25 protein-coding genes are annotated in these 24,015 nt (G+C 61.0%); 5 read left to right on the top strand and 20 right to left on the bottom strand.

Annotation, left to right across the window (positions count from 1 at the left end):
* Positions 1–380: 380 nt before the first annotated feature.
* Genes ntrC through dusB form a run of 3 tightly spaced genes read right to left on the bottom strand, consistent with a single transcriptional unit; the run spans position 381 to position 3,996 of the window.
* Positions 381–1,832: a nitrogen regulation protein NR(I) gene (gene ntrC, locus HFO99_RS30600; RefSeq protein ID WP_003539347.1), complete on the bottom strand. Its 1,452-nt coding sequence runs from the start codon at positions 1,830–1,832 to the stop codon at positions 381–383.
* Positions 1,829–2,983, bottom strand: coding sequence for a two-component system sensor histidine kinase NtrB (locus HFO99_RS30595; protein ID WP_222365454.1), 1,155 nt, complete (start codon positions 2,981–2,983; stop codon positions 1,829–1,831). Before HFO99_RS30595 ends, ntrC begins: the two co-directional genes overlap by 4 nt.
* Complete coding sequence (gene dusB / locus HFO99_RS30590; protein ID WP_222365453.1) at positions 2,980–3,996, bottom strand: tRNA dihydrouridine synthase DusB; 1,017 nt, start codon at positions 3,994–3,996, stop codon at positions 2,980–2,982. The genes HFO99_RS30595 and dusB overlap by 4 nt, the downstream gene beginning before the upstream one ends.
* 145 nt (positions 3,997–4,141) lie before the next feature.
* Here dusB and HFO99_RS30585 point away from each other — a divergent pair, with 145 nt between their 5' ends.
* Both HFO99_RS30585 and HFO99_RS30580 read left to right on the top strand, forming a co-directional pair.
* Positions 4,142–5,359: a bifunctional 2-C-methyl-D-erythritol 4-phosphate cytidylyltransferase/2-C-methyl-D-erythritol 2,4-cyclodiphosphate synthase gene (locus tag HFO99_RS30585; RefSeq protein ID WP_222365452.1), complete on the top strand. Its 1,218-nt coding sequence runs from the start codon at positions 4,142–4,144 to the stop codon at positions 5,357–5,359.
* Positions 5,359–5,859 (top strand): CinA family protein, encoded by a 501-nt coding sequence (locus HFO99_RS30580; protein WP_222365451.1) that lies wholly within the window; start codon positions 5,359–5,361, stop codon positions 5,857–5,859. The genes HFO99_RS30585 and HFO99_RS30580 overlap by 1 nt, the downstream gene beginning before the upstream one ends.
* Before the next feature lie 11 nt (positions 5,860–5,870).
* Here HFO99_RS30580 and HFO99_RS30575 read toward each other — a convergent pair whose 3' ends face one another.
* The 17 genes from HFO99_RS30575 to betI all read right to left on the bottom strand — a co-directional run bounded on the left by HFO99_RS30575 (position 5,871) and on the right by betI (position 20,869).
* Positions 5,871–6,326 carry a type II toxin-antitoxin system RatA family toxin gene (locus tag HFO99_RS30575; protein ID WP_222365450.1) on the bottom strand — a complete coding sequence of 152 codons (456 nt, stop codon included), beginning with the start codon at positions 6,324–6,326 and terminating at the stop codon, positions 5,871–5,873.
* 340 nt (positions 6,327–6,666) lie between these two features.
* Positions 6,667–7,125 carry an AAA family ATPase gene (locus HFO99_RS30570; RefSeq protein WP_261323410.1) on the bottom strand — a complete coding sequence of 153 codons (459 nt, stop codon included), beginning with the start codon at positions 7,123–7,125 and terminating at the stop codon, positions 6,667–6,669.
* Between the two features lie 38 nt (positions 7,126–7,163).
* The gene (locus HFO99_RS30565; protein WP_222365446.1) at positions 7,164–7,703 is read right to left on the bottom strand and encodes a FlaR DNA topology modulation protein; all 540 of its coding nucleotides are present in this window, start codon (positions 7,701–7,703) and stop codon (positions 7,164–7,166) included.
* A 228-nt stretch (positions 7,704–7,931) separates the two neighbouring features.
* Positions 7,932–8,903: a lipoyl synthase gene (gene lipA / locus HFO99_RS30560; RefSeq protein ID WP_012757334.1), complete on the bottom strand. Its 972-nt coding sequence runs from the start codon at positions 8,901–8,903 to the stop codon at positions 7,932–7,934.
* A 48-nt stretch (positions 8,904–8,951) separates the two neighbouring features.
* On the bottom strand, positions 8,952–9,200 hold the full coding sequence (locus HFO99_RS30555; RefSeq protein ID WP_003539331.1) for a GlsB/YeaQ/YmgE family stress response membrane protein: 249 nt from the start codon (positions 9,198–9,200) through the stop codon (positions 8,952–8,954).
* A 37-nt stretch (positions 9,201–9,237) separates the two neighbouring features.
* Positions 9,238–9,492 (bottom strand): GlsB/YeaQ/YmgE family stress response membrane protein, encoded by a 255-nt coding sequence (locus HFO99_RS30550; protein ID WP_017960300.1) that lies wholly within the window; start codon positions 9,490–9,492, stop codon positions 9,238–9,240.
* 75 nt (positions 9,493–9,567) lie between these two features.
* A complete protein-coding gene (gene lpdA / locus HFO99_RS30545; protein ID WP_222365444.1) occupies positions 9,568–11,034 on the bottom strand; it encodes a dihydrolipoyl dehydrogenase in 1,467 nt (488 codons plus the stop codon).
* A gap of 16 nt (positions 11,035–11,050) precedes the next feature.
* A complete protein-coding gene (locus tag HFO99_RS30540) occupies positions 11,051–11,632 on the bottom strand; it encodes a GNAT family N-acetyltransferase (protein ID WP_222365442.1) in 582 nt (193 codons plus the stop codon).
* Positions 11,633–11,634: 2 nt separating this feature from the next.
* Positions 11,635–12,276, bottom strand: coding sequence for an SGNH/GDSL hydrolase family protein (locus HFO99_RS30535; protein WP_003539320.1), 642 nt, complete (start codon positions 12,274–12,276; stop codon positions 11,635–11,637).
* Between the two features lie 18 nt (positions 12,277–12,294).
* Positions 12,295–13,644, bottom strand: coding sequence for a pyruvate dehydrogenase complex dihydrolipoamide acetyltransferase (locus tag HFO99_RS30530; RefSeq protein ID WP_222365440.1), 1,350 nt, complete (start codon positions 13,642–13,644; stop codon positions 12,295–12,297).
* A gap of 15 nt (positions 13,645–13,659) precedes the next feature.
* Positions 13,660–15,051 (bottom strand): pyruvate dehydrogenase complex E1 component subunit beta, encoded by a 1,392-nt coding sequence (locus tag HFO99_RS30525; protein ID WP_222365438.1) that lies wholly within the window; start codon positions 15,049–15,051, stop codon positions 13,660–13,662.
* 15 nt (positions 15,052–15,066) lie between these two features.
* Positions 15,067–16,113: a pyruvate dehydrogenase (acetyl-transferring) E1 component subunit alpha gene (gene pdhA / locus HFO99_RS30520; protein WP_062943634.1), complete on the bottom strand. Its 1,047-nt coding sequence runs from the start codon at positions 16,111–16,113 to the stop codon at positions 15,067–15,069.
* Between the two features lie 146 nt (positions 16,114–16,259).
* Positions 16,260–16,580 carry an FtsB family cell division protein gene (locus HFO99_RS30515; protein WP_017988232.1) on the bottom strand — a complete coding sequence of 107 codons (321 nt, stop codon included), beginning with the start codon at positions 16,578–16,580 and terminating at the stop codon, positions 16,260–16,262.
* Positions 16,581–16,717: 137 nt separating this feature from the next.
* Positions 16,718–17,992, bottom strand: a complete 1,275-nt coding sequence (gene eno / locus HFO99_RS30510) for a phosphopyruvate hydratase (RefSeq protein WP_163876657.1) — start codon at positions 17,990–17,992, stop codon at positions 16,718–16,720.
* Between the two features lie 141 nt (positions 17,993–18,133).
* A complete protein-coding gene (gene kdsA / locus HFO99_RS30505) occupies positions 18,134–18,979 on the bottom strand; it encodes a 3-deoxy-8-phosphooctulonate synthase (RefSeq protein ID WP_222365436.1) in 846 nt (281 codons plus the stop codon).
* Positions 18,976–19,872: a VOC family protein gene (locus tag HFO99_RS30500; protein ID WP_222308283.1), complete on the bottom strand. Its 897-nt coding sequence runs from the start codon at positions 19,870–19,872 to the stop codon at positions 18,976–18,978. Before HFO99_RS30500 ends, kdsA begins: the two co-directional genes overlap by 4 nt.
* 418 nt (positions 19,873–20,290) lie before the next feature.
* Entirely contained in the window at positions 20,291–20,869 is a 579-nt protein-coding gene (gene betI / locus HFO99_RS30495) for a choline-responsive transcriptional repressor BetI (RefSeq protein WP_222252985.1), read from the bottom strand.
* Between the two features lie 162 nt (positions 20,870–21,031).
* Here betI and choX point away from each other — a divergent pair, with 162 nt between their 5' ends.
* From choX to HFO99_RS30480, 3 genes are all read left to right on the top strand, one after another.
* Positions 21,032–21,916, top strand: a complete 885-nt coding sequence (choX, locus tag HFO99_RS30490; protein ID WP_222253018.1) for a choline ABC transporter substrate-binding protein — start codon at positions 21,032–21,034, stop codon at positions 21,914–21,916.
* A 10-nt stretch (positions 21,917–21,926) separates the two neighbouring features.
* Positions 21,927–22,745, top strand: a complete 819-nt coding sequence (locus HFO99_RS30485) for an alpha/beta fold hydrolase (protein ID WP_261323399.1) — start codon at positions 21,927–21,929, stop codon at positions 22,743–22,745.
* 94 nt (positions 22,746–22,839) lie between these two features.
* Entirely contained in the window at positions 22,840–23,673 is an 834-nt protein-coding gene (locus HFO99_RS30480; protein ID WP_222365434.1) for an IS5 family transposase, read from the top strand.
* The last annotated feature ends 342 nt before the right edge of the window (positions 23,674–24,015 follow it).

Raw genomic sequence — 24,015 nt, 5'->3', positions numbered from 1 at the left:
TTTGCGGCGGAGGTCGACAGCAGCAACGGCAGAATGATGAGATTCGGAACGGATAGGCAACATGCAATTGGCATCGGCGACGTTATCGCCCGCTGATTGATCGTGTCATCCACCGGATATCCACAGCTTATCCACAGGCACGGCGACGATGATCGCAGCAACTTCAATGACATTCGCCTCTCGACAAAACACTCCTCACAAATGCTTATGTGACTGTCGAATGACACCGCATCTTTGTTTGTCTGCTTGGATATAAACCGTGGCCTGGCTCAGATAGGCTCATCTCTCCTCCCGACCGTGGCGGCGGACGCCAGGAGGAGTGGGCGGTGGGCAACATGAGGGCCTACCGCCTTCTTTTTATCGCGCCCCTGGAAGAACGCTCAGGCGGTGCGGGAACTCCTGTAGACCGAGACGCCAAGTTCCCTGATCTTCTTGCGCAAGGTGTTGCGGTTGAGACCGAGAAGATCGGCCGCCTTGATCTGGTTGCCGCGTGTCGCCGTCAGGGCGGCGAGGATCAGCGGATATTCCATTTCGGTCAGCACGCGGTCATAGAGGCCGGGCGGCGGCAGATTGTCGCCGAAGCCTGCGAAATAGCTGCGCATGTTCTCTTCGACGGCTTGCGCGATCGTCATCGAACCGCTGCGCATCGGCCCCTTGTCGATCGGGCTGTCGGGCACGTCGGAACGCAGTTCCGCGTCGATGATCTCGCGGGTGATCACATCCTGCGGATAGAGCGCCATCAGGCGGCGGATGAGGTTTTCCAGCTCGCGGACGTTGCCCGGCCAGGCATAGGCCTTCATCAGTTCGAGCGCTTCCTGATCGAAACGCTTGGAGCCAAGACCTTCCTTTTCGGCCTGCTGGATGAAATGGCGCACCAGATCGGGAATGTCCTCGGCGCGATCGCGCAGCGGCGGCAGGCGCAGCGGCACGACATTGAGGCGGTAATAGAGATCTTCGCGGAAGAGGCCCTGGTTGATCGCCTGCTTCAGGTCCTTGTTGGTGGCGGCAACGATGCGCACGTCGGTGCGGATCGGCGTGCGGCCGCCGACGGTGGTGTATTCGCCCTGCTGCAGGACGCGTAAGAGCCGCGTCTGGGCGTCCATCGGCATGTCGCCGATCTCGTCGAGGAAGAGCGTGCCGCCTTCGGCCTGCTCGAAGCGGCCGGTCGAGCGGGTCTGCGCGCCGGTGAAGGCACCCTTCTCATGGCCAAAGAGTTCGGATTCGATCAGGTCGCGCGGGATCGCCGCCATGTTGATTGCGACGAACGGGCCGTTGCGGCGCTTGCCGTAATCATGCAGCGCGCGGGCGACGAGTTCCTTGCCGGTGCCGGATTCGCCGGTGATCATCAGTGTCAGGTCCGTCTGCATCAGCCGGGCGAGCACGCGGTAGATTTCCTGCATCGCCGCCGACCGGCCGACGAGCGGCATGCCGTCCTGCATGTCGTCTTCGAGCTTGGCGGGCTTGCGCTTCGGCTCGGCCAGCGCTCGGCCGATGATGCCGATCAGCTCGGTGAGGTCGAAGGGCTTCGGCAGATAATCGTAAGCGCCTTTCTCCGAGGCCTTGATGGCGGTCATGAAGGTGTTCTGGGCGCTCATGACGAGGACCGGCAGGTCGGGCCGCGCCTTCTTGATGCGCGGCAGCAGATCGAAGGCGTTCTCGTCGGGCATCACCACATCGGTGACGACCAGATCGCCCTCGCCTGCCGAAATCCAGCGCCAGAGGGTAGCGGCGTTGGAGGTGATGCGGACGTCATAACCGGCGCGGCTCAAAGCCTGGTTGAGCACGGTCCGGATGGCCGCATCATCATCTGCAACGAGGATCGTGGCTGTCATCGAGAAGGTCCTGTCGAGCTTGCTATAGAGGCGTCTTCAAGCGAGGCGTCCTTCGACGCCGGCATGAGAACGCGGAATGTCGTGCGGCTGTTCTGGCTGTCGCATTCGATGATGCCGCCGTGATCGCCGATGATCTTGGCGACCAGCGCCAGGCCGAGGCCACTGCCGTTCGGCTTGGTGGTGATGAAGGGATCGAAGAGATGCGGCAACAGATCGAGGGGAACGCCGGGGCCGTTGTCGTGGACGCAGAATTCCAGCGGCAGCGAGATCTTTTCGCGCGTGCCGGCGACCGAAAGACGGATGCCCGGGCGATAGGCCGTGGTCAGCATGATTTCGCCGTCCGGCCGATCGCCGACCGCTTCGGCGGCGTTCTTCACCAGATTGAGGAAGACCTGGACGAGCTGGTCGCGATTGGCATAGACGGCCGGCAGCGACGGATCGTAACTCTCGGTGACGCGGATGTTGCGGGCAAAACCCGCCTTGGCGACGGCCTTCACATGATCGAGCACCGAATGGATATTGACCGGCATGCGGTCGACAGGGCGTTCGTCGGAAAAGACTTCCATACGATCGACCAGCGAGACGATGCGATCGGTCTCGTCGCAGATCAGCCGGGTCAGCGCACGGTCCTCATCGACCGCGGACTGTTCGAGCAGCTGGGCAGCACCCCGTATGCCCGAGAGCGGATTCTTGATCTCATGCGCCAGCATCGAGGCAAGGCCGGTCACCGAGCGGGCGGCGGCGCGATGCGTCAGCTGCCGGTCGATCTTGTCGGCCATCGAGCGTTCCTGAAAAACGATGACGACGGCGCCGGGCTCGCTGAGCACCGGGGCGACGTAGAGATCGACGAGCTTGTCCTGGCCAAGGCGGGGCGAACTCAGGTCGACGCGATATTCGTTGACCGGCGCCTTGCGCTCGCGCACCTGGTCGATCAGGGCAAGCAGCGGGCTGCCGAAGGGAATGAAGGTCGAGATGCGGTAACGCGCCAGATGCGAGGCGCTGGCGCCGAAGAAGGCCTCCGCCTCCCAATTGGCGAAAACGACGAAGCCGGATTCGTCGACCATGACGACGGGGTTCTGGATAGCGTTCAGCACGGCCATGGCGACGGTCCCGCCGGCATGATCGGACGGAGATGTCATATCCTTCGTCATGCCGCCTCCCGGCTGTCGACGATATTCACAGCCAGCGCATCGTAAAGGCGCGCGGCCACCTCGCGCGGATCGCGCGAGGTCATGATCTCCGCCTTTTCAGCGCCTGACAGAGCCGGGGCGAAACGCTGGAGATACCAGCCAAGGTGCTTGCGGGCGTGGCGGATCGCCACCGCTTCGCCGTAGAAATCCAGCATCATCCGGTAATGCTCGACGGCGATCTCGGCGATCTCCGGGGATTGCGGTGCGGGCGCACCTGCTATGACGCCGGCATGCCACGGCCTGCCCTGGCAGCCCCTGCCGATCATCACGGCATCGGCGCCGGAGCGGCGCAATATCTCCTGCGCGTCAGCTGCGGTTTCGACATCGCCGTTGGCGACCAACGGAATGGCGACCGCTTCGCGGACGGCGCGGATCGCATCCCAATCGGCGCGGCCTTCATAGAATTGCATGCGGGTGCGCCCATGAATGGTCACCAGCTGGATGCCGGCGGCCTCGGCGCGGCGGGCGATATCAGGCGCGTTGATCGAATTCTCATCCCAACCGAGGCGCATCTTCAGCGTCACCGGAATGTCGACGGCTTTGACCGTCGCCTCGATGAGGCCGAGCGCGTGATCGGGGTCGCGCATCAGCGCCGAGCCGGAATAACCGCCGATCACTTTCTTTGCCGGGCAACCCATGTTGATGTCGATGATATCGGCGCCGTGATCGGCGGCGATCTTGGCGGCCTCCGCCATCCAGTGCGCCTCGCGCCCGGCAAGCTGCACCATATGCGGCCTGAAGCCCGCAGCGCTGAGCCGCGACCAGGATTCGGCCGTATCGTTGACCAGTTCGCGGCTCGCCACCATCTCGGTGACGACGAGGCCGGCGCCGAAGCGCCAGGCAAGCTCGCGGAAGGGCATATCGGTGACGCCGGACATCGGCGCCAGTACAACGCGGTTCCGCACGGACACGGGTCCGATTTGGAAAGGCGCTGCGAGGTCCTTGGAAATCAAATGATTATCTTTCGGGCACACAATAGAACTGCATTATTTTTAGCCACTATTCCCTGACTTGCCAAGGGGGCTGGGACCGGAATTGATATTTTTCGGGCAGATGCTGGAAAAGGCCAAAGCAAGACGTTAGAGCACTCGGGTCAATTCCGCATAATTTAGGGGATTTATGCTGCAAATGCCTTCTAAGCAACCGATATCGGCTGGAATTGTCATCGTTGCCGCCGGCCGCGGCGAGCGCGCAGGATCATCCAAGGAAGGCCCCAAGCAGTATCGCATGATCGGCGGCAAGCCGGTTATCGTGCATACGCTTGAAAACTTCATGACATGGGAAGCGGCAACTGAGATCGTCGTCGTCATTCATCCTGATGACGAAGCGCTGTTTGCGAGAGCCTTCCGCCACATCATCTCGGCAACGCCGATCGAAACGGTGCATGGGGGTGCGACCAGGCAGCAATCCGTGCTTGCGGGCCTCAGATACCTCAAGGACAAGCAAATCAGCCATGTGCTGATCCATGATGCCGTGCGGCCGTTCTTCGATCATGTGCTTCTGGATCGCATCGCCGAGAGCCTTGAAGCCGGCGCACAGGCAGTGCTGCCGGCGATCCCGGTCACCGATACGCTGAAACGCGCCGACAGCGCGGGAACCGTGCTGACAACGGTTTCACGCGAGCATCTTTACGCTGCGCAGACGCCGCAATCCTTCGCCTTCGAAACGATCCTCGAGGCGCATGAAAAGGCGGCGGCGAGCGGACGAAGCGACTTTACCGACGACGCTTCGATCGCCGAATGGCTGGGCATTCCGGTGACGATCGTCGAGGGCATGGCCGACAACGTCAAGCTGACAGTCAAGAACGATATCGCCATGGCCGACGACAAGCTGTCGACTTCGCTGCTTCCAGACGTGCGCACCGGCAACGGCTACGATGTGCACCAGCTCGTCGCCGGCGATGGCGTGACACTCTGCGGTGTGTTCATTCCGCATGACCAGAAGCTGAAAGGTCACTCCGATGCAGACGTTGCGCTGCATGCGCTGACGGACGCGCTGCTCGCCACCTGCGGCGCCGGCGATATCGGCGATCATTTCCCACCATCCGACCCGCAATGGAAGGGAGCGGCATCGCGGATCTTCATCGAACATGCCGCCCGGATCGTGCGCGAGCGCGGCGGCACGATCATGAATGCCGACGTCTCGCTGATCGCCGAGGCGCCGAAGGTCGGCCCGCATCGCGACGCCATGCGGGCGAAACTGTCGGATTATCTCGGCATCGATATCGAGCGTTGCTCGGTCAAGGCGACGACCAATGAGACGATCGGCTTCGTCGGCCGGCGTGAAGGCATCGCGGCGATCGCCACGGCGACCGTCGTCTATCGCGGGAGGAAATAATGAGCCTTTTTCCCGACGATATCCTTTCAGTGGCGGAGGCGATCATCCGTGACTTCACGGCTGCGGGGCTGATGATCTCGACCGCCGAATCCTGCACCGGCGGACTGATCGCCGGGGCGCTGACGGAGATTTCGGGTTCGTCGGCCGTCGTCGACCGCGGCTTCGTCACCTATACGAATAGCGCAAAGATGGAGATGCTCGGCGTGCAGGCGGAAACGCTGCTGCACTTTGGGGCAGTCTCCGAAGAAACGGCGCGGCAGATGGTGCATGGCGCCCTCTTCCGCTCACGCGCCGACATCGCCGTTGCCGTCACCGGCATCGCCGGTCCCGGCGGCGGATCGGCGGAAAAGCCGGTCGGCCTCGTGCATCTCGCCGCCAAATCGCGCGCCGGCGCGCTCATCCATCGGAAAATGCTCTATGGCGATATCGGCCGCAGCGAGGTTCGACTGGCAACGATCAGGACGGCGCTGGAAATGGTGCGCTCGCTCCATGCGGCCTGAAGAGGGTTCGCTTATCGAGCCGGCGTGTAGATCCTGTTTGCCCTGGTCTCGAAGGCTTCGGTGAACATGCGGAAGGCGCGGTCGAACATCGAGCCCATCAACGCGCCCAGGATGCGGCTCTTGAACTCGTAGTCGATGAAGAAGTTTACGGTGCAGCCGCCAGATGGCGTCTCGGCAAAGTGCCAGCGATTGTCGAGATATTTGAAGGGACCATCGATATATTTGACCTCGATGACGTGTTCGGCCCGGTTCAGCAGCACCTGCGTCGTGAAGGTCTCGCGGATCGCCTTGTAGCCGACCGTCATGTCGGCGACGAGCAGGATCTTGCCGTCGCGCTCCTTGCGGCTCCTGATGGCGAGCGCTTCGCAGAGCGGCAGGAATTCCGGATAGCGCTCGACATGGGCGACGAGATCGAACATCTGCTCGGGCGTGTGCGGGACGGGACGGTGCGTTTCGAATTGCGGCATAAGCGGCAATTAATCGGGCCGGCCGAGAAGATCAAGAAGCTCGCGCATCTGGCGGCGGGATTTTTAGAGCCTTTCCTGGTTAGATTGAAGCATTCTGCCGGAGCAGGTTTTCGTCAGGGCAGAGGCGATTGGCGAAGGGCATACCCCTTGGTACGTCCGAGCCGATCGCCTTTGATCCTGGCGCAAAGATGCCCGGCCCACTGGCCGCACTGCTTCGCCATGCGAAGCAAGAGGTGCGTCCGGCGATTCTAAAGTCTTGCAGATTTGCCAGGCAAATCTGCGGGAGGGTTGGCTGAAACGGGCCGGCTGATCGACCGGCCGGCTTGGCCGTAGAGCTTGGCTACGACGCGCGCCGGCCGGTTGACCATCCGACCCCGTTTGAGCCAACAGAATGCTGCAATCTGGCCAGGAAAGGCTCTAACTGAAGAACCGGTACTTCGGGGCCATGTGCGGCGATGCCCGCGACGAGTCGCGGCGCGAATTTTTCCTCGAAGGTCCAGATGAAGCGGAGGAACTCCCAATCGATCTTCTCGATACAGCCCGGCGCCATTTCCGGGCGAGTGCGGCCGATCCATTTCGCCCACCGGCTGATTGCGCCCCAGATGCAAACAAGCCGTGGCATGCGGACCCAGACGACGAAATCGGTGCGCGGCAACCGAATGTCCAAGGAGGACGGGTTCGTGCCGTCCATAATCCAACCAATGACGAGGATGCGGCGGGCTGTACGGATATGCTTTGCCGCCTGTTTAAGATCGGTGATCTGCTGACGCGGCGGCAAGTCTACTCTCTGATCCATCAGGCAACTCCCTGCAACCCGTGCGCATCGCCGGCATGCTCTCAAGCGCGAAGATCGGCGAACCGGCTAGCTGCTTTGCGCGATCTTATGACGATGGTGGAATTTGCAAGGCCGAACTCATGCAATGCGGCCTCGATCTTCGGGGCGGCACGCCTTTCGAAATTCCAGATATAGCCGACCATGTCGGACGTCAGCCGCTCCGGGCAGCCTTCGGGCATTTCAGGGCGGCTACGACCGAAATACCGAATCGCGCGCGAGATCGCTCCCAACAGGCAGACCGTTTTTGGAAGCCTGAGCCAGGTCACCAGATCCGCCCTCGGAAGACGCAGACGAAACGAGCCGAGGCCAGTTCCATCCATGATCCACCTCTCCTGCGCCACGACCTCCAATATCAGCCGATCGATGTCGCTGCGATCTCGCTTCCTCCAGCCGGGAAGCCAATAGAAATCGCGATCCATCGAGATATAGGGAAGATCGAGCGAGGTCGACAGCGCCCGTGCAAGCACGCTCTTTCCACCACCGGGGCAGCCAATCACCAGAATGCGTTTGGCATGCCGGAGCATTGCTCCGTCGACGGGCATGGCCGCATCTCCCATGAAAAACCGCTCCGAAAATCCCCGCGGCGCGGACTGCTGATAAAATCGGCCATTCCTCTTTCGTCATGCTCGGGCTTGTCCCGAGCATCTGCAACCGGCGCAGCAGATCCTCGGCACAAGGCCGAGGATGACGTCGAGTAAAGATCGAGGTTTGTCAACAAACTGAACCGCGGCGAAAATCGCCGCGGTTCGATCAAAAAGCAAGGCCGGATCTTACTCGGCGGCGATCAGCAGCTTCTTCTCGCGCGCCGCCCGCAACCGGGCGAAGTCGTCACCGGCATGGTGGGAGGAGCGGGTCAGGGGGCTGGAGGCGACCATCAGGAAGCCCTTGCTGTAGGCGACTGTCTCGTAGGACTTGAACTCGTCGGGGGTGACGAAGCTTTCGACCTTGTGATGCTTGCGGGTCGGCTGCAGATACTGGCCGATGGTCAGGAAGTCGACATCGGCTGTGCGCAGATCGTCCATCAGCTGGAGGACTTCGTTTCGCTCTTCGCCGAGACCGACCATGATGCCCGATTTGGTGAACATCGTCGGATCCAGTTCCTTCACCCGCTGTAGCAGGCGGACGGAATGGAAGTAGCGGGCGCCGGGGCGAACGGTCAGATAGTTGCCGGGCACCGTTTCCATATTGTGGTTGAAGACGTCGGGCTTGGCGGCGACGACGCGTTCCAGCGCCCCCGGCTTCTTCAGGAAATCGGGCGTCAGGATCTCGATCGTCGTCATCGGTGAGGCCGCACGGATTGCCCAGATCACCTTTTCGAAGTGTTCGGCGCCGCCGTCCTCCAGGTCGTCACGGTCGACCGAGGTGATGACGACGTGGGATAGGCCCATCTCCTTGACCGCCTTGGCGACGTTCTCGGGCTCGGCCATGTCGAGCGCGTTCGGCTTGCCGGTGGCGACATTGCAGAAGGCGCAGGCGCGGGTACAGATCTCGCCCATGATCATGAAGGTCGCGTGCTTCTTGTCCCAGCACTCGCCGATATTCGGGCAGCCGGCCTCCTCGCAGACGGTGACGAGCTTGTGCTCCTTCACGATCGCGCGCGTCTCGGCATAACCCTTGGAGGTCGGCGCCTTGACGCGAATCCAGTCCGGCTTGCGCATGACTTCCGTGTCCGGCCGATGCGCCTTCTCCGGATGCCGCACGCGCTTGGCGTCGGGATTGATCGTATCGAGGATGGTCACCATTGCAGTTTCAGCTTTCTACCGCCCCTATGCGGCAAATCTCATTCGGATCTAGCGCCGCACTAGCCGCGCAAGGAATATCAACAAGCAGGCGCCGAGGAAACCCGTCACGAAATAGCCGAGCCGCCCGCCGACCACCTCGAGATGAAACTGCGCGAGGATGGCGCTTGCGACGACCGAGCCGACAATGCCGAGCACGATATTCAGGAAAATCCCGTATCGCGCTTCCATCAGCTTGCCGGCGAGCCAGCCCGCAAGCCCGCCGATGATGATTGCCGAAATCCAGCCGACGCTTTCCATGCCTTCCCCTACCCTCAAGTTGGCCCTCAGTTACGCCTCAAGCGACCGCTCTCGCGATCAGAACCACGATGATGGCGCCGACGGTGGCGTGGATGATCTGCACCACCAGCGCGTTTTCAATGCCCAGCGAAATGCCGAGCGTGCTGAACAGATAGCCGCCGACGAAGGCGCCGATGATGCCGCTCAGCAGGCATCTTATCAGCCCGCCGCCACCGACGACCAGGCTTGCAAGGAAGCCTGCAACCAGGCCGATCAGCAAGAACACCAGCAACGCCTGCGTCTCCATAGACATGATGATTTCCTTTCGTTTTTTCCACCCCGCGGAGTGGCTTTCCACTCCGGACATAGAGGGCGGCATTGGAAAGTATCAAGCGTTCAGGACGCGGCCGTAGGCATCGAGCACCGCTTCCTTCATCGTTTCGGACACAGTCGGATGCGGGAAGATCGTGTGCATCAGCTCTTCCTCGGTCGTTTCGAGATTCATCGCGACGACGAAGCCCTGGATGAGTTCGGTGACTTCGGCGCCGACCATATGGGCGCCGAGCAGCTCGCCGGTCTTCTTGTCAAAGATCACCTTCACCATGCCCTGGTCTTCGCCGAGTGCGATCGCCTTGCCGTTCGCCGCGAAGGAGAAGCGGCCGACGCGGATGTCGCGGCCCTGCTCCTTGGCTTTGGCTTCGGTGATGCCGACGGAGGCGACCTGCGGATTGCAATAGGTGCAGCCCGGGACCTTGCCCTTGTCTGTCGGATGGACATTCGGCAGGCCGGCGATCTTTTCGACGCAGACGACGCCCTCATGTTCTGCCTTGTGCGCCAGCATCGGCGGGCCGGCGACATCGCCGATCGCATAGATGCCCGCGACATTGGTCTTGCCGTAGCCGTCGATGACGACGCAGCCGCGGTCGGTTTTGACGCCGAGCGCCTCGAGGCCGAGGTTTTCGATATTGCCCTGAACGCCGATGGCCGAAATCAGCCGGTCGGCGGTGATCTGCTGCACCTTGCCATCGGCCGTCTCGACGTGAGCGGTGACGCTGTTCGTGGCCTTGTCGACCTTGGTGACCTTGGCGCTGGTGAAGATCTTGAGGCCGCGCTTTTCAAGCTGCTTGCGGGCGATCGCCGTGATCTCGGCATCCTCGACCGGCATGATGGTCGGCATGACTTCGACGACCGTCACGTCAACGCCCATCGAGCGATAGAAGCTGGCGAATTCGATGCCGATCGCGCCCGAGCCCATGACGATCAGCGACTTCGGCAGAACATCCGGCTTCAGTGCCTCGAAATAGGTCCAGATCAGCTTGCCATCCGGCTCGATGCCGGGCAGCGCGCGCGGACGGGCGCCGGTGGCGATGATGATATGCTTGGCGGTATAGGTGCCCTCGCCGCTCTTGACATTCTTCGGCAGCGGATGCTGCGGCTCGACGACGGGCTTCGACGACTTGCCGACGACGACCTCACCGGGCTGAGCTCCAGCCGAAGCCTTGGTGATCTTCGCTTCGCCCCAGATGATGTCGATCTTGTTCTTCTTCATCAGGAAGCCGACGCCGGCATTCAGACGGGCGGAAACGGCGCGCGAGCGGCCGACGACGGCCTTGGCATCCGGCTTGACCGTGCCTTCGAGAACGATGCCGTAATCCTTGAAGTGATTGGCGTGGTCGAGCACCTCGGCCGAGCGCAGCAGCGCCTTTGTGGGTATGCAGCCCCAGTTCAGGCAGATGCCGCCCATATGCTCGCGCTCGACGATCGCGGTCTTGAGGCCGAGCTGGCTGGCGCGGATGGCAGCGACATAGCCGCCGGGACCCGAGCCGATGATGATGACGTCGTAGGATTCAGCCATGTGTTTCCTGCCTTTGTTACGCTGCGCTGCGGGTCATGAGCACCCACGCATGTGTCTTGCTGTTTTCGAAGAGCGGCACGGCATCGGCGCGCGCAGCCTCCAGGAATCCGTTTCTTCCATAAAGCGACAAAGCCGCTTCGTTATCACTTGCGGTAATGAGACTGACCGGTCGGCGATCGGCCCTTTCGATCTGATCGTCCAGCAGCCTGCGTCCGATGCCGATGCCACGCAGATGGCGATAGACGCCGAGACTGCCGATGAACCAGCCTCCGACCACCGTCTTCTGCAAGGCGAGCACCGGTGCGGTCGCCGGAATGGTGGCCTCGATATCACCTATCCCCTCATTCAGCGCATGGCCGATCGCCACACCCGCGACCTCGCCATAGGCCTCGGCAATGACGGCATCCCGCCAGCCGCCGACAGCTTCCTCCTCGCCCATCTTCAGCCGGCCCAGCTCCAGCGGCGTGTCGCTCACGCCGTTTTCCACACCGGCGAACCAAAGCCAGGAGGCAAAACCGCGCGATGCGATATCCGCCAGAATCGCCAGCTCCGAGGCATCCCGCCGTGAGGCCTGCCGGAGGGCGATGAAGGAGGTCATGCTCAGATCCCCAGCATCATCCGCACGATCGATTCCAAGCCGCGTCCAAGCGCACGCGTATTCTCCGCATCGAGGTGAATGCCATCGATCGGTGTGGTCTTGGCGACGGAATTGCCGTCGAAGAAGCCGCAACCGAGTTCGTCGGCAAGATCACGATAAAGCGTTGCAAGTTTTGCCGATTCCTCGATGCCGCCGGGAAACGACGCGGCGAAGGGCACATTGCCCGTCGCGCGGATCGCCGGCGGCGCCACGATCAGAATCTCCGGCCCATCGAATTCGAAGGGCCAGGCATGATTGCGGATCAGCCGCACGAGCCGGCTGATGCCCTGGCATGCGGCAAAGGCCGAGCCTGCCACGACCGGCTTCATGTCATTGGTGCCGAGCAGAAGGATGACGAGGTCGAGCGGCGCATGCGTCTGCAAGATCGTCGGCAGGATGCGCGCACCGTTGCGGTCGCAATCGGCGAGATGGTCGTCGAAAGCGGTTGTGCGACCGTTCAAGCCTTCGGCGATGATACGCGCGTCACCGCCGAGCGCTGCCTGAAGCACGCTCGGCCAGCGATTCTTGTAATCATGACGGCCGATCGTCTCGGCGTCATAACCCCAGGTCAGCGAGTCACCATAGCAAAGAACGGTCTTGGTCATTTCCGCCTCGTGCCGCTATCAGACAAGCATGCCCATCGGGTTCTCGATGTAGCTCTTGAAGGCCTGGAGCAGTTCAGCGCCGAGCGCGCCATCGACGCAGCGATGGTCGGTCGAGAGCGTGACCGACATCACGGTGGCAATCGCCATTTCGCCCTTCTTGACGACAACCCGCTGTTCCCCAGCGCCGACCGCGAGGATCGTCGCATGCGGCGGGTTGACGACGGCTGCGAAGTTCTTCACGCCCATCATGCCCATGTTCGAGACCGAGCTGGTGCCGCCCTGATATTCCTCGGGCTTCAGCTTGCGGTCCTTGGCCCGCTTGCCGAGATCGCGCATCTCGTTGGAGATCGTCGACAGGGTCTTTTCCTCGGCCTTGCGGATGATCGGGGTGATCAGGCCGCCGGGGATCGAGACGGCGACGCCGACATCGGCGTGCTTGTGCTTGACCATGTTGCTGTCGGTCCAGGAGACATTGGCATCCGGAACGTCGCGCAGCGCCAGCGCCATGGCCTTGATGACCATGTCGTTGACCGAGAGCTTGTAGGCCGGAGCGTTGTCCTTGCGCGGAGCCGCATCGTTCAGCTGGGCGCGCAGCGCCAGCAACGCATCGAGCTCGCAATCGAGGCTGACGTAGAAATGCGGGATCGTCTGCTTGGATTCGACCAGGCGCCTGGCGATCGTCTTGCGCATGCCGTCATGCGGCACGAGCTCGTAGGAGCCAGGTTCGAAGAGCTTGAGCACGGCCTCTTCGGACGCGCCCTTCGGTGCAGCGGCGGCCGGAGCCGGCGCGGCGGCCGCGGATACAGGCGCAGCAGCAGCCTTGGCGCCACCGCCGGCAACGGCGGCTTCGATGTCGCTCTTGACGACGCGGCCGTGCGGGCCGGAGCCCGCGACTGCCGAAAGGTCGATACCGGCTTCCTTGGCCAGCCTGCGGGCGAGCGGCGAAGAGAAGGTGCGGTTGCCATCAGATGAAACCGAGGCGGGTGCGGCGGAGGTTACAGGTGCCCCAGCCGGAGTAGGCTGGGCCGGAGCCGGTGCAGCCTCGGCCTTCGGCGCGACTGCACCGTCAGCCTTCGGTGCCGGTGCGGCGGAACCCGCACTGCTTGCGGCACCAGAGACATCCTCGCCATCGGCGGCGAGAACCGCGATCAGCGCATTGACCTTGACGCCTTCGGTGCCGGCGGCAACGACGAGCTTGGCGACCGTGCCTTCATCGACGGCTTCGACTTCCATCGTCGCCTTGTCGGTTTCGATCTCGGCGATCACATCGCCAGACTTGACCTTGTCGCCTTCCTTGACCAGCCATTTGGAAAGATTGCCTTCCTCCATGGTCGGAGAGAGGGCGGGCATCGTGATATTGATCGGCATCGAAACACCCTCCCCTTATTTGTAGCAAACAGCCTTCACCGCATCGACCACTTCGCCGACGTTCGGAAGGGCGAGTTTTTCGAGATTGGCGGCGTAAGGCATCGGAACGTCCTTGCCTGCGATCGTCAGGATCGGCGCATCGAGATAGTCGAAGGCCTGCTGCATGACGCGGGTGGCGATTTCGGTGCCGACGGAGGACTGCGGATAACCTTCCTCGACAGTGACGAGACGCCCGGTCTTCTTCACCGATTCGATCACGGTCGGCAGGTCCATCGGGCGGATTGTGCGAAGGTCGATCAGTTCGACGTCGATGCCGATCTTCTCGAGTTCGGCGACAGCCTTGGTGGCATAGCTCATGCCGATGCCGAAGGAGACGACCGTGACGTCCTTGCCCGGGCGATGGATGCGGGCCTTGCCGATCGGCAGCACGAAATTATCGAGCTTCGGCACGTCGAAGTGTTGGCCGTAGAGAATTTCATTTTCGAGGAAGATGACCGGGTTCGGATCGCGGATCGCAGCCTTCAGCAGGCCCTTGGCGTCGGATGCCGTATAGGGCATGACAACCTTCAGGCCGGGGATGGCGCTATACCAGGCAGCATAATCCTGGCTGTGCTGGGCGCCGACGCGAGCGGCTGCACCGTTCGGGCCGCGGAAGACGATCGGAGCGCCCATCTGGCCGCCGGACATATAAAGCGTCTTGGCGGCGGAGTTGATGATCTGGTCGATCGCCTGCATGGCGAAGTTGAAGGTCATGAACTCGACGATCGGCCGAAGGCCGGCCATGGCTGCACCGACGCCGACGCCGGCAAAGCCATGCTCGGTGATCGGCGTATCGACGACGCGGCGGGGGCCGAACTCCTGCAACAGGCCTTGCGTGACCTTGTAGGCGCCCTGGTATTCGGCGACTTCTTCGCCCATGACGAAGACGTTTTCGTCGGCGCGCATTTCCTCGGCCATCGCGTCGCGCAGCGCTTCGCGCACGGTCGTCGACACCATTTCGGTGCCGGCAGGGATTTCCGGATCGTTCTGCACCTGGGCCTTCGGCTCGGCCGGAACGGGTGCTAATGCCGGAGTTGCGGCAGCCGGCTTTTCCTCCTGCGCGGCCTGCGGTGCAGCAGCAGGAGCTGCTGCCGCAGCAGACGCAGTCATGTCGGATGCGGATTCACCGTCCTGCAGGAGAACGGCGATCTTGGCGTTCACCTTGACGCCTTCGGTTCCGGCAGGAACCAGAAGCTTGCCGATGACGCCTTCGTCGACGGCTTCGACTTCCATCGTCGCCTTGTCGGTTTCGATTTCGGCGATCACGTCGCCTGAGGTGACCTTGTCACCTTCCTGCTTCAGCCATTTGGACAGTGTGCCTTCTTCCATGGTCGGGGAGAGGGCGGGCATGAGGATATCGATAGGCATGGGTTCCCTCCCCGATTAGAGCAGAATGTCGGTATAGAGCTCGGATACATCCGGCTCCGGATCGGCCTGGGCGAAGTCGGCGCTGTCGGCGACGATGTCGCGGACATCCTTGTCGATCGCCTTCAGATCGTCTTCGGAAGCCCAGCCCTTTTCGACGAGGCGAGCCTTGACCTGTTCGATCGGATCATGCTCGGAGCGCATCTTCTGCACCTCGTCCTTGGAGCGATACTTCGCCGGGTCGGACATGGAGTGACCGCGATAACGATAGGTCAGCATTTCGAGAATGATCGGGCCCTTGCCGGAACGGCAATGTTCGAGCGCCTCGTCGGCCGCCGCCTTGACGGCGCGGACGTCCATGCCGTCGACCTGAATGCCGGGGATGCCGAAGCCGGATCCGCGAAGCGAATAGTTCGACTGCGCGGTGGCGCGGGCAGTCGAGGTGCCCATGGCGTAACGGTTGTTCTCGACGATATAGACGATCGGCAGCTTCCAGAGAGCAGCCATGTTGAAGCTCTCGTAGACCTGGCCCTGGTTGGCAGCGCCATCGCCGAAATAGGCGATGGAGACATTGTCGTTGCCGCGGTAGCGGTTTGCGAAGGCAAGACCCGTTCCGAGCGAGACCTGGGCGCCGACGATGCCGTGACCGCCGTAGAAATGCTTCTCTTTCGAGAACATGTGCATCGAACCACCCTTGCCGTGGGAATAGCCGCTGCGACGCCCGGTCAGTTCCGCCATGACGCCGCGCGCTTCCATGCCGGTCGCCAGCATATGGCCGTGGTCGCGATAGGCGGTAATGACCTGGTCGCCATCCTTCTGCGCCATCTGCATGCCGACGACGACAGCTTCCTGACCGATGTAGAGGTGACAAAAGCCGCCGATGAAGCCCATGCCGTAAAGCTGACCGGCCTTCTCCTCGAAGCGGCGGATCAACAGCATCTCGCGATAGGCCTTCAGCTCTTCATTGCGATCGAAGTCGGCTACCGGGCCGCCATTCGATGCTTTGGCTGCCGGTTTTGCTGCAGTTTTGCGGCTGGAAACGGTCGCGGTCTTTCGCGGCGCCATTCAACCCTCCCTATGGGTTTGTCGTTTCTTGGTGGCGCGTACCATAGGGAAGAAATATGAGCACAGCAATGCCATAATTGCATGGCTCGTATTCGGTGCTAAATTATTGGAAAAACAATGAAAATTACCAATTAACCTGTTTCCGGTTAATTGGAATAGTGGTTGAATACGACGATCTCGTCGGCGCGCGACATATTGAGCTGATAACGCGCTTTTTCGTCCAACATATCCTTGTCGAGCGAGCCGTCACTCAAAAGCGCTACCTGATTTTCCAGATGTTCGCGCTTCGCCTTCAAGACCGCAAGCTCTTTTTCACGGGCGACACGCTGACGCTCAAACGTCTCCGTCGCGCGCAGGCCGTAATCGCCATGAATGCAATGATAACCGAAATAGGAGAGGAAGGCGACCGTCATGGCCGGAATGACGAAGCGACCGATCTTTCTCTTCTTATGATGCTTTGTCCACATACACGCATGCTCTTGAACGCATTACCAATTCATTCAATCTAGCGCGCAGAGATTAACCGTTCGTTGACTCTAAAAAACGGGCAACAAAAAACCCGCGCCGGGAAGGCGCGGGTCAAGCTGTTGAAAATCAGATCCGATCAGCCGCGAATGATCGACCGGCCGGCATACTGGGCCTGGGGGCCGAGGCCCTCTTCGATACGGATCAGCTGATTGTACTTGGCAAGACGGTCGGAGCGCGACAGCGAGCCGGTCTTGATCTGACCGCAGTTGGTGGCGACCGCGAGATCGGCGATGGTCGAATCTTCGGTCTCGCCGGAGCGGTGGGACATGACGGCGGTATAGGCCGCCTTGTGCGCCGTGTTGACGGCATCGAGCGTCTCCGTCAGCGTGCCGATCTGGTTGACCTTGACCAGGATCGAGTTGGCGACGCCCATGCGGATACCGTCGCGAAGACGGGCGGAGTTGGTGACGAAGAGATCGTCGCCGACGAGCTGGGTCTTCTTGCCGGCCAGGTCGGTCAGCGTCTTCCAGCCATCCCAGTCGTCTTCGGCCATGCCGTCCTCGATCGAGATGATCGGATAGTTGGCGGCGAGCTCGGCCAGGTATTCGGCCATAGCGCCGGATTCCAGCGTGCGGCCTTCACCTTCGAGTACGTATTTGCCGTCCTTGAAGAATTCGGTCGAGGCGCAGTCGAGGCCGAGGCACATGTCGTCGCCCGGCTTGTAGCCGGCTTTCTCGATCGACTTCATGATGAAGTCGAGAGCTTCAGGCGCGCTCTTCAGGCCCGGTGCGAAACCGCCTTCGTCGCCGACATTGGTGTTGTGGCCCTGGCTAGCAAGTTCCTTGCGCAGCGTATGGAAGACTTCCGAACCCATGCGCACGGCTTCGGCGATCGAATCGGCGCCGACCGGCAGGATCATGAACTCCTGGAAATCAATCGGATTGTCGGCATGGGCGCCGCCGTTGATGATGTTCATCATCGGCACCGGCAGCAGGCTGGCGGAAGCGCCGCCGACATAACGGTAGAGCGGCAGACCGGACGCCTGAGCGGCAGCCTTGGCGACGGCGAGCGACACGCCGAGGATGGCGTTGGCGCCGAGGCGCGACTTGTTCGGCGTGCCGTCCAGCTCGATCATGATGTTGTCGATCTGAATCTGGTTTTCGGCGTCGATGCCGCCGATCGCGTCGAAGATCTCGGTGTTGGCGGCTTCGACTGCCTTCTCGACGCCCTTGCCGAGGTAGCGCTTGCCGCCGTCTCGCAGTTCGACCGCCTCATGCGCGCCCGTCGAGGCACCCGAGGGAACGGCCGCACGGCCCATGCTGCCATCTTCGAGATAGACATCGACTTCGACGGTGGGGTTGCCACGGCTATCGAGAATCTCGCGGGCGATGATATCGGTGATTGCAGTCATGGGTTCTTCCTGCTCGGTGGGTGATAAGTCGGTTCGAAACCTGTCTTAGTCGAAGGCGTGCAAATTACAATGCTGCAATTTCCAGCCTTCGGACCGTGTTCGGATCTCGCCTATAGCACGATCATGTCAGGCTGTTGAACGTCAAGCCTTGGCGACCGCATCGAAGGCAAGCAGCTTTTCAAGCAGCCGCGGCATATCCTTGAGATAGACCATGTTGGGGCCGTCGGAAGGTGCGTTATCGGGGTCCTGATGGGTTTCGACGAAGACACCGGCAATACCGGCAGCCACTGCGGCGCGCGCCAGCGTTTCCACGAATTCCCGCTGACCGCCGGAGGATTCGCCCTGCCCGCCCGGCTGCGCCACGGAATGGGTCGCATCGAAGATAACGGGCGCGCCCATCGCCGCCATGATCGGCAGCGAACGCATGTCGGAAACCAGCGTGTTGTAACCGAAAGAGGCGCCGCGCTCGCACAGCAGCACATTCGGATTGCCGCTGGCATTGAGCTTCTTCAGGACGTTCTTCATATCCCAGGGAGCGAGGAACTGGCCCTTCTTGACGTTGACGACGCGGCCGGTCTTGGCCGCGGCAATAAGAAGGTCGGTCTGGCGGCAAAGGAAGGCCGGGATCTGCAGGACGTCGACGATTTTTGCCACCTCCGCGCATTGCTCGGCGGTATGAACGTCGGTCAGGACGGGAAAACCGAATTCCTTCTTGAGGTCGGCAAAGACCTCCATGCCCTTTTCGATCCCGATACCGCGTTCGGCCGAGAGCGAGGTCCGGTTCGCTTTGTCGAAGGAACTCTTGTACACAAGGCCGATACCGAGCTTTCCGCAAAGCTCCTTCAGCATGCCGGCAACCATGAAGGCGTGATCGCGGCTCTCCATCTGGCAGGGACCGGCAATCAGCGACAGGCGGCCGGTATTGGAAAAGGTGACCTGGCCTTGGCCTTCGCCAACCCTGACTTCGGAATTCGTATCGGTGCTCATCCTGTTTCCTCGAAGGCGAAGAGCGTGCCCTGCCCGGGCGCGGGCTTCACCAGAATACGATTGTTCTTGCGCGTGTATGTCACCCCGTTAGCAGCCAAATGCGCTTCTGTCACGGCAAGATCGGCAACAGCGAAGAGGATTGCCCGACCGCGCAGGCCGCGATCTGCGGATGAGCCGGCGATGTCGAAATAGGCCTCCAGCCCTTCCGGCGTCATCAGGCTGATTTTCGCATTCGACGCCGCGATATTGACGCCGAAACCGGTTTTCTCGACTGCCGATTGCGCCGCGGCAAGGCTGACGAAGGCAGCGAATGCCGCCGGTTCCGGCGCGCAAAGCGCGATCTCGACTATGCCGGTCACGCCATTGGCATGCGTCTCCAGCGCGGCGCGGTCGGCCGGCAGCGGATTGATACGCTCGACGGTGAAGAGCAAGAGATCAGGCGCGCGCAGGTCGCCGGCAAAAGCAAGCTTGAAGCCGGCAATCGTCTCGGAGCCGTCCGGCATCGTCATCGGCCGGGTGAACTGCAGCATCTCCCCGGCGCTCGACCCGTTACCCACGAATTCCTGATGATCGATGTCGGCATCCTTGCTGCCGAAGGCCACCGCCGAAAGCCCCTCCGGGCCGCAACGGAAGCGGAAGGCCCGGTTGCGAGCGGTGAAGACATTGCCTCGTCGCGCCGATGCCTCGCTCTCCTCGACGCTCGCAATCCCGAGCGGCTCCAGATAGGTCTTGTCGGCAAAGAAGACACAGGCATTCTCCGTTCCGAAGGGATGGCGCGCATCGGCGGCAACGGTGAAGCCGAGCTTGCCGAGCCTTTCGCGCGCCAGATCGATGTCGACGACCGGCAGCACGACATGATCCAGCGGGTGCGGTTTGGTGGAATGCGTGTTCATGATATCCCTCCCTGACACGGCAGAGATGTGTGACACCGCGGCCTTTAAGGCAAGTCCCGGAGGTTCAGCGAGGGCCGACCAGTGTCACAAACCGACGCAGCGGACGGTGAACGCATTCGGCGTCTCAGCGATATTCCGGTCCGCTTCATATCCTTCACGAACGGAATATGCTCGACCGCGAAGGTGTATCATCGCCAAACTTTGCGAGGCACTCTGCGCGAACGTTCAAGTCGAAAACTTGTTACAAGGGGCCGACTTGACCCTCTACCAAGCCAAGTCGGGCGGACGCAACGAATGCAAGATTTGATCCTGTAACGCAGCAGCCGATGCTCTTGTAGGCCATGCTTCACATTCACACCAAGGAGATTTGCATAGCCACTCCTGGGCGCTTGCCTCACCTGGCGCGCTGCGCCGATATTCAGCGTGGGATGCGATATTTCAAATATTCGCGCATTTGGCTCAGGGCTATATCTCGGGTCAGGCCTTCCGATTGTAAGCCGGCCCGCAGCCAGAGCCCATCGATCAGCGCTGTGATCGCCAGCGCCACGGCCTCGCATTCAGCACGTGGCAGAAGATGGACCAGCGCCGACATCAGGTTGGAACGCATGCGGGCATGGATGACCTTCTGGATGCGGGCGAGCTGCGGCTCGCGCGGAACCTCGGCGCAAAGCGAAAGCCAGGCGTGGCAGATGGAAGGTCGGAAGAAACGCTCCTCGAAATTGCCTTCGATGATCGCCTCCAGTCGCTCGCAAGGCGTCGTCGCCTGTTTCAACCGGGCGTTCACCGCCTCGCTGAGTGAAAGATTCGCCTCGCGCATCGCATGCTCGAAGAGCTCCTGCTTGCTGCGAAAATAGTGCAGCACGATGCCTTTGGATGCACCCGCATGGGCGGCCACCTTTTCCAACGTCGCGCCTGCCATGCCTTCCTGCTGCAGCACCTCGAAGGCCGCCTGTCGTAGCTCCTTGCGCCGGATCGCGCTGATTTTAGTCAGTTTCATGCTCGTGCCCGTTCATCTTGTCTCCATCATTGACAACTCTTCCGCAAAGATCAATTATTGACCGACTGGGCAATTAAATAACCTTCTGGTCAATAAAGAGGACATGCAGTGATTCAGCATCTGAAGACAGGCGTTCTTTCCATACTCCTCTGTTCCGTCGCCATGCCGGCTTTCGCCGCCGATCCGGAAAGCTGCAAGGTGATCCGCATGGCAGAGCCCGGCTGGAACGATCTCGCCTTCACCACCGGTGTCGGCCTCACTCTTTTGAAGGCCCTGGGATACGAGCCGCGAAGCTCGCTGCTCGGCATCGACGTCATCTATCTCAGCTTGAAAAACAAGGATCTCGACGTCTTTCTTGGCTATTGGGACCCTGCCATGGTCGCCTACTATAAGCCCTACAAGGAGGACGGCTCAGTTGAGAACGTCGTGACTAATCTGAAGGGCGCGAAATACACCTTTGCCGTCCCGACCTATGTCTGGGACGCCGGTGTCAAAGATTTCGCCGACCTGCAGAAATTCCCCGATCGGTTCGAAAAGAAGCTCTACGGCATCGAGCCCGGCTCGAACCAGTTGATGCTGGACGCGGTCAAGGATCAGACGCTCGGTCTTTCCGGCTGGGACGTTGTCGAATCCAGCGAACAGGGCATGCTCGCCGAGGTCCAGCGCCACGTAAAGAACAAGGCCTTCATAGTCTTTCAGGGCTGGGCGCCGCATCCGATGAATACCGCGCTGGATATCCGATACCTGACCGGTGGGGACAAGTTCTACGGACCGGATTTCGGCGCAGCCACGGTCTCGACGCAGGTACGCAGGGGTTACCTTCAGGAGTGCCCTAACGTCGCGAAACTGCTGCAAAACTTGACTTTCGACGTCGATTTCGAAAACAGAGGCATGGGTTATCTAATGGCGGATGGTCTGGCTCCGGAGGAGGCTGGCCTGAAAGCCATCGTGAGCGAACCGCGACGTCTCGATGCCTGGCTGGATGGCGTGACGACCCTCGATGGCAAACCGGGGCTTGGGGCTGTGAAAGCCAAGCTGGCGCTGTGAGCCCGTTTTGATGAGCATCGTCGATCAAGACGGCTGGACGGCCCGCAAGCGCATGCTGCGCCTTGCCGACGGGCGGTCGCTCGCATATATCGATACCGGTGGCTCGGGGCCGACGCTTCTGCTGCTGCACGGTTACTCGGATTCCAGCCGTAGCTTTTCGCTATTGGAGCCGTGGCTTTGCGGCTACCGACTTGTCATCCCGGATTTGCCCGGCCATGGAGGCTCCGTGGTCGGGGCAGGCATGACCGTCGCGGATTTCACCGATGACATCGTTGCGCTGATGGCGGCTCTCTCTGTTGAGCGCTTCGCGGTCATTGGCCATTCGATGGGAGCCATGATCGGTATCGATCTTGCTGCCCGGCTGCCCGACCTTGTTGCCGCGCTGGTCACGATTTCCGGCACGGTGCGCCCGGCCTTTCCGCAGCGCGATCCGGTCACGGAAGGAATCCTTGGGCTTTGCGATCCGATCGATCCCGGCGATCCATTCTTCGATCTCTGGCACGCCTGTCCGCATCCGGTCGATCCATGTTTCCTCGCCCCCATCAGCCATGAGGCAGCAGCTATGTCGGCAGCGATCTGGCATGGCATTCTGGTCTGCTTTTCCACACTCGATCTGACGAAGGCCGCGGCACAGGTCAGAATGCCCGTACTTTGCATCGGTGGTAGCGACGATGTGCTGTTCGATGAGGGTCACCGGTTGGCGCTTGAAGATGCGCTCTCGAAAGCACAGTCGGTCCTGATGGAAGGATTTGGACATAACCCGCACTGGGAGGATCCAAAAAAGGTCTCGGTGGTTCTCCGCGATTTCTTTCACGTCACTTTTGCCTGAAAAGCTTCCTCTCTGAGAGCCTGACCGAAAAAGAGTTGAGTGAAATCAGCCAGTTGTGATTCTGTTTGTTTGCTTAGGACGAACGGAGACCACAATGGGCTGGACTGATTTCACCCGTCGGCAATATGCCCGACGCGCAATGCGGTATGCAAGCGATCTGACGGACCGGGAATGGGGGTTGATCTCGCCTTGCCTGCCTGAACCGAGGCGGCTGGGCAGGCCGCGCAGCACCGATCTTCGCGAGGTCGTGAATGCGTTGCTTTACATCGCCACGACGGGCTGCCAATGGCGGATGATGCCCAGGGATTTTCCGCCTTTTACAACTGTGCAGTCCTATTTCTATGAATGGCGAGCGACAGGGTTATGGGGTCGAATCAACCATCATCTTGTGATGGAGGCGCGTGAATTGGAAGGCCGGGAAGCCTCGCCGTCTGCGGGCGTGATCGACAGTCAAAGCGTAAAAACCACGGAAAGCGGCGGCATTTCGGGCTATGACGCGGGCAAGAAGATTAAGGGACGCAAGCGCCATATCGTCGTCGACACGCTTGGACTGATGGTCGGCCTGGTGGTTCACAGCGCCGATATTCAGGATCGCGATGGTGCACCTGCCGTCCTCAAAACCGTTCTCAAGCGCTGCCCTTGGCTGAGACATACCTTCGCCGACGGTGGTTATGCCGGACCGAAGCTGAAGGGCGCACTGCAAAAGATCGCAAAGTTCACTCTCCAGATCGTCAAGCGGACCGACAGGGCAAAAGGCTTCGAGGTTCTGCCGCGTCGCTGGGTCGTGGAGCGCACCTTCGCATGGCTTGGCAGATGCCGACGCTTGGCGAAGGATTGGGAAAAGTCCCTCGCTTCAGCCGAAGCATGGATCACTGTCGCCCGCACCCGCGTCCTGACACGACGCTTGGCAAGATACGGATATCATTGATACCTTTTCGAGTCAGGTTCTGAGAATGCGCGGCAATTAAGTGGGATTGTCCCGGAAGGTTCAGCAAGGCCCGAGCAGCGTCACCAAACCGACGCAGCGCACGGTGAACGTATTCACCGTCGGCGATATTCCGGTCCGCTTCATATCTTTCTCGAACCGCAATTATGCTCTATAGCGGTCGCGAGAAAAAACAATGCCTTAGCTGACCAAATTCTCGAACAATTCTGAATTTCCGTCTCTCCGCCATTCCAAAATAATTTTTGCGCCTCTAGTTTACGGAAATTTAGTTACTTGCGGAACACATATGGAACATATAGTGTCTGTTCTGGATTTGTTTCAATC

The organism is Rhizobium leguminosarum, assembly GCF_019798305.1.
Classification (GTDB): Bacteria; Pseudomonadota; Alphaproteobacteria; order Rhizobiales; family Rhizobiaceae; genus Rhizobium; species Rhizobium leguminosarum_U.
This window is presented reverse-complemented; position numbering and strand designations above follow the sequence as displayed.

Coding starts and splice junctions, on each gene's coding strand:
- pdhA (WP_062943634.1), bottom strand. CDS start 16,113: ATGGCGCCGCGAAAGACCGCGACCGTTTCCAGCCGCAAAACTGCAGCA.
- betI (WP_222252985.1), bottom strand. CDS start 20,869: ATGAAACTGACTAAAATCAGCGCGATCCGGCGCAAGGAGCTACGACAG.
- HFO99_RS30485 (WP_261323399.1), top strand. CDS start 21,927: ATGAGCATCGTCGATCAAGACGGCTGGACGGCCCGCAAGCGCATGCTG.
- HFO99_RS30515 (WP_017988232.1), bottom strand. CDS start 16,580: ATGTGGACAAAGCATCATAAGAAGAGAAAGATCGGTCGCTTCGTCATT.
- HFO99_RS30585 (WP_222365452.1), top strand. CDS start 4,142: ATGCTGCAAATGCCTTCTAAGCAACCGATATCGGCTGGAATTGTCATC.
- HFO99_RS30525 (WP_222365438.1), bottom strand. CDS start 15,051: ATGCCTATCGATATCCTCATGCCCGCCCTCTCCCCGACCATGGAAGAA.
- lpdA (WP_222365444.1), bottom strand. CDS start 11,034: ATGGCTGAATCCTACGACGTCATCATCATCGGCTCGGGTCCCGGCGGC.
- choX (WP_222253018.1), top strand. CDS start 21,032: ATGCCGGCTTTCGCCGCCGATCCGGAAAGCTGCAAGGTGATCCGCATG.
- HFO99_RS30595 (WP_222365454.1), bottom strand. CDS start 2,983: ATGACGAAGGATATGACATCTCCGTCCGATCATGCCGGCGGGACCGTC.
- HFO99_RS30575 (WP_222365450.1), bottom strand. CDS start 6,326: ATGCCGCAATTCGAAACGCACCGTCCCGTCCCGCACACGCCCGAGCAG.
- HFO99_RS30565 (WP_222365446.1), bottom strand. CDS start 7,703: ATGCCCGTCGACGGAGCAATGCTCCGGCATGCCAAACGCATTCTGGTG.
- HFO99_RS30555 (WP_003539331.1), bottom strand. CDS start 9,200: ATGGAAAGCGTCGGCTGGATTTCGGCAATCATCATCGGCGGGCTTGCG.
- HFO99_RS30480 (WP_222365434.1), top strand. CDS start 22,840: ATGGGCTGGACTGATTTCACCCGTCGGCAATATGCCCGACGCGCAATG.
- HFO99_RS30580 (WP_222365451.1), top strand. CDS start 5,359: ATGAGCCTTTTTCCCGACGATATCCTTTCAGTGGCGGAGGCGATCATC.
- kdsA (WP_222365436.1), bottom strand. CDS start 18,979: ATGAGCACCGATACGAATTCCGAAGTCAGGGTTGGCGAAGGCCAAGGC.
- lipA (WP_012757334.1), bottom strand. CDS start 8,903: ATGGTGACCATCCTCGATACGATCAATCCCGACGCCAAGCGCGTGCGG.
- HFO99_RS30500 (WP_222308283.1), bottom strand. CDS start 19,872: ATGAACACGCATTCCACCAAACCGCACCCGCTGGATCATGTCGTGCTG.
- HFO99_RS30535 (WP_003539320.1), bottom strand. CDS start 12,276: ATGACCAAGACCGTTCTTTGCTATGGTGACTCGCTGACCTGGGGTTAT.
- ntrC (WP_003539347.1), bottom strand. CDS start 1,832: ATGACAGCCACGATCCTCGTTGCAGATGATGATGCGGCCATCCGGACC.
- HFO99_RS30530 (WP_222365440.1), bottom strand. CDS start 13,644: ATGCCGATCAATATCACGATGCCCGCCCTCTCTCCGACCATGGAGGAA.
- eno (WP_163876657.1), bottom strand. CDS start 17,992: ATGACTGCAATCACCGATATCATCGCCCGCGAGATTCTCGATAGCCGT.
- HFO99_RS30540 (WP_222365442.1), bottom strand. CDS start 11,632: ATGACCTCCTTCATCGCCCTCCGGCAGGCCTCACGGCGGGATGCCTCG.
- HFO99_RS30550 (WP_017960300.1), bottom strand. CDS start 9,492: ATGTCTATGGAGACGCAGGCGTTGCTGGTGTTCTTGCTGATCGGCCTG.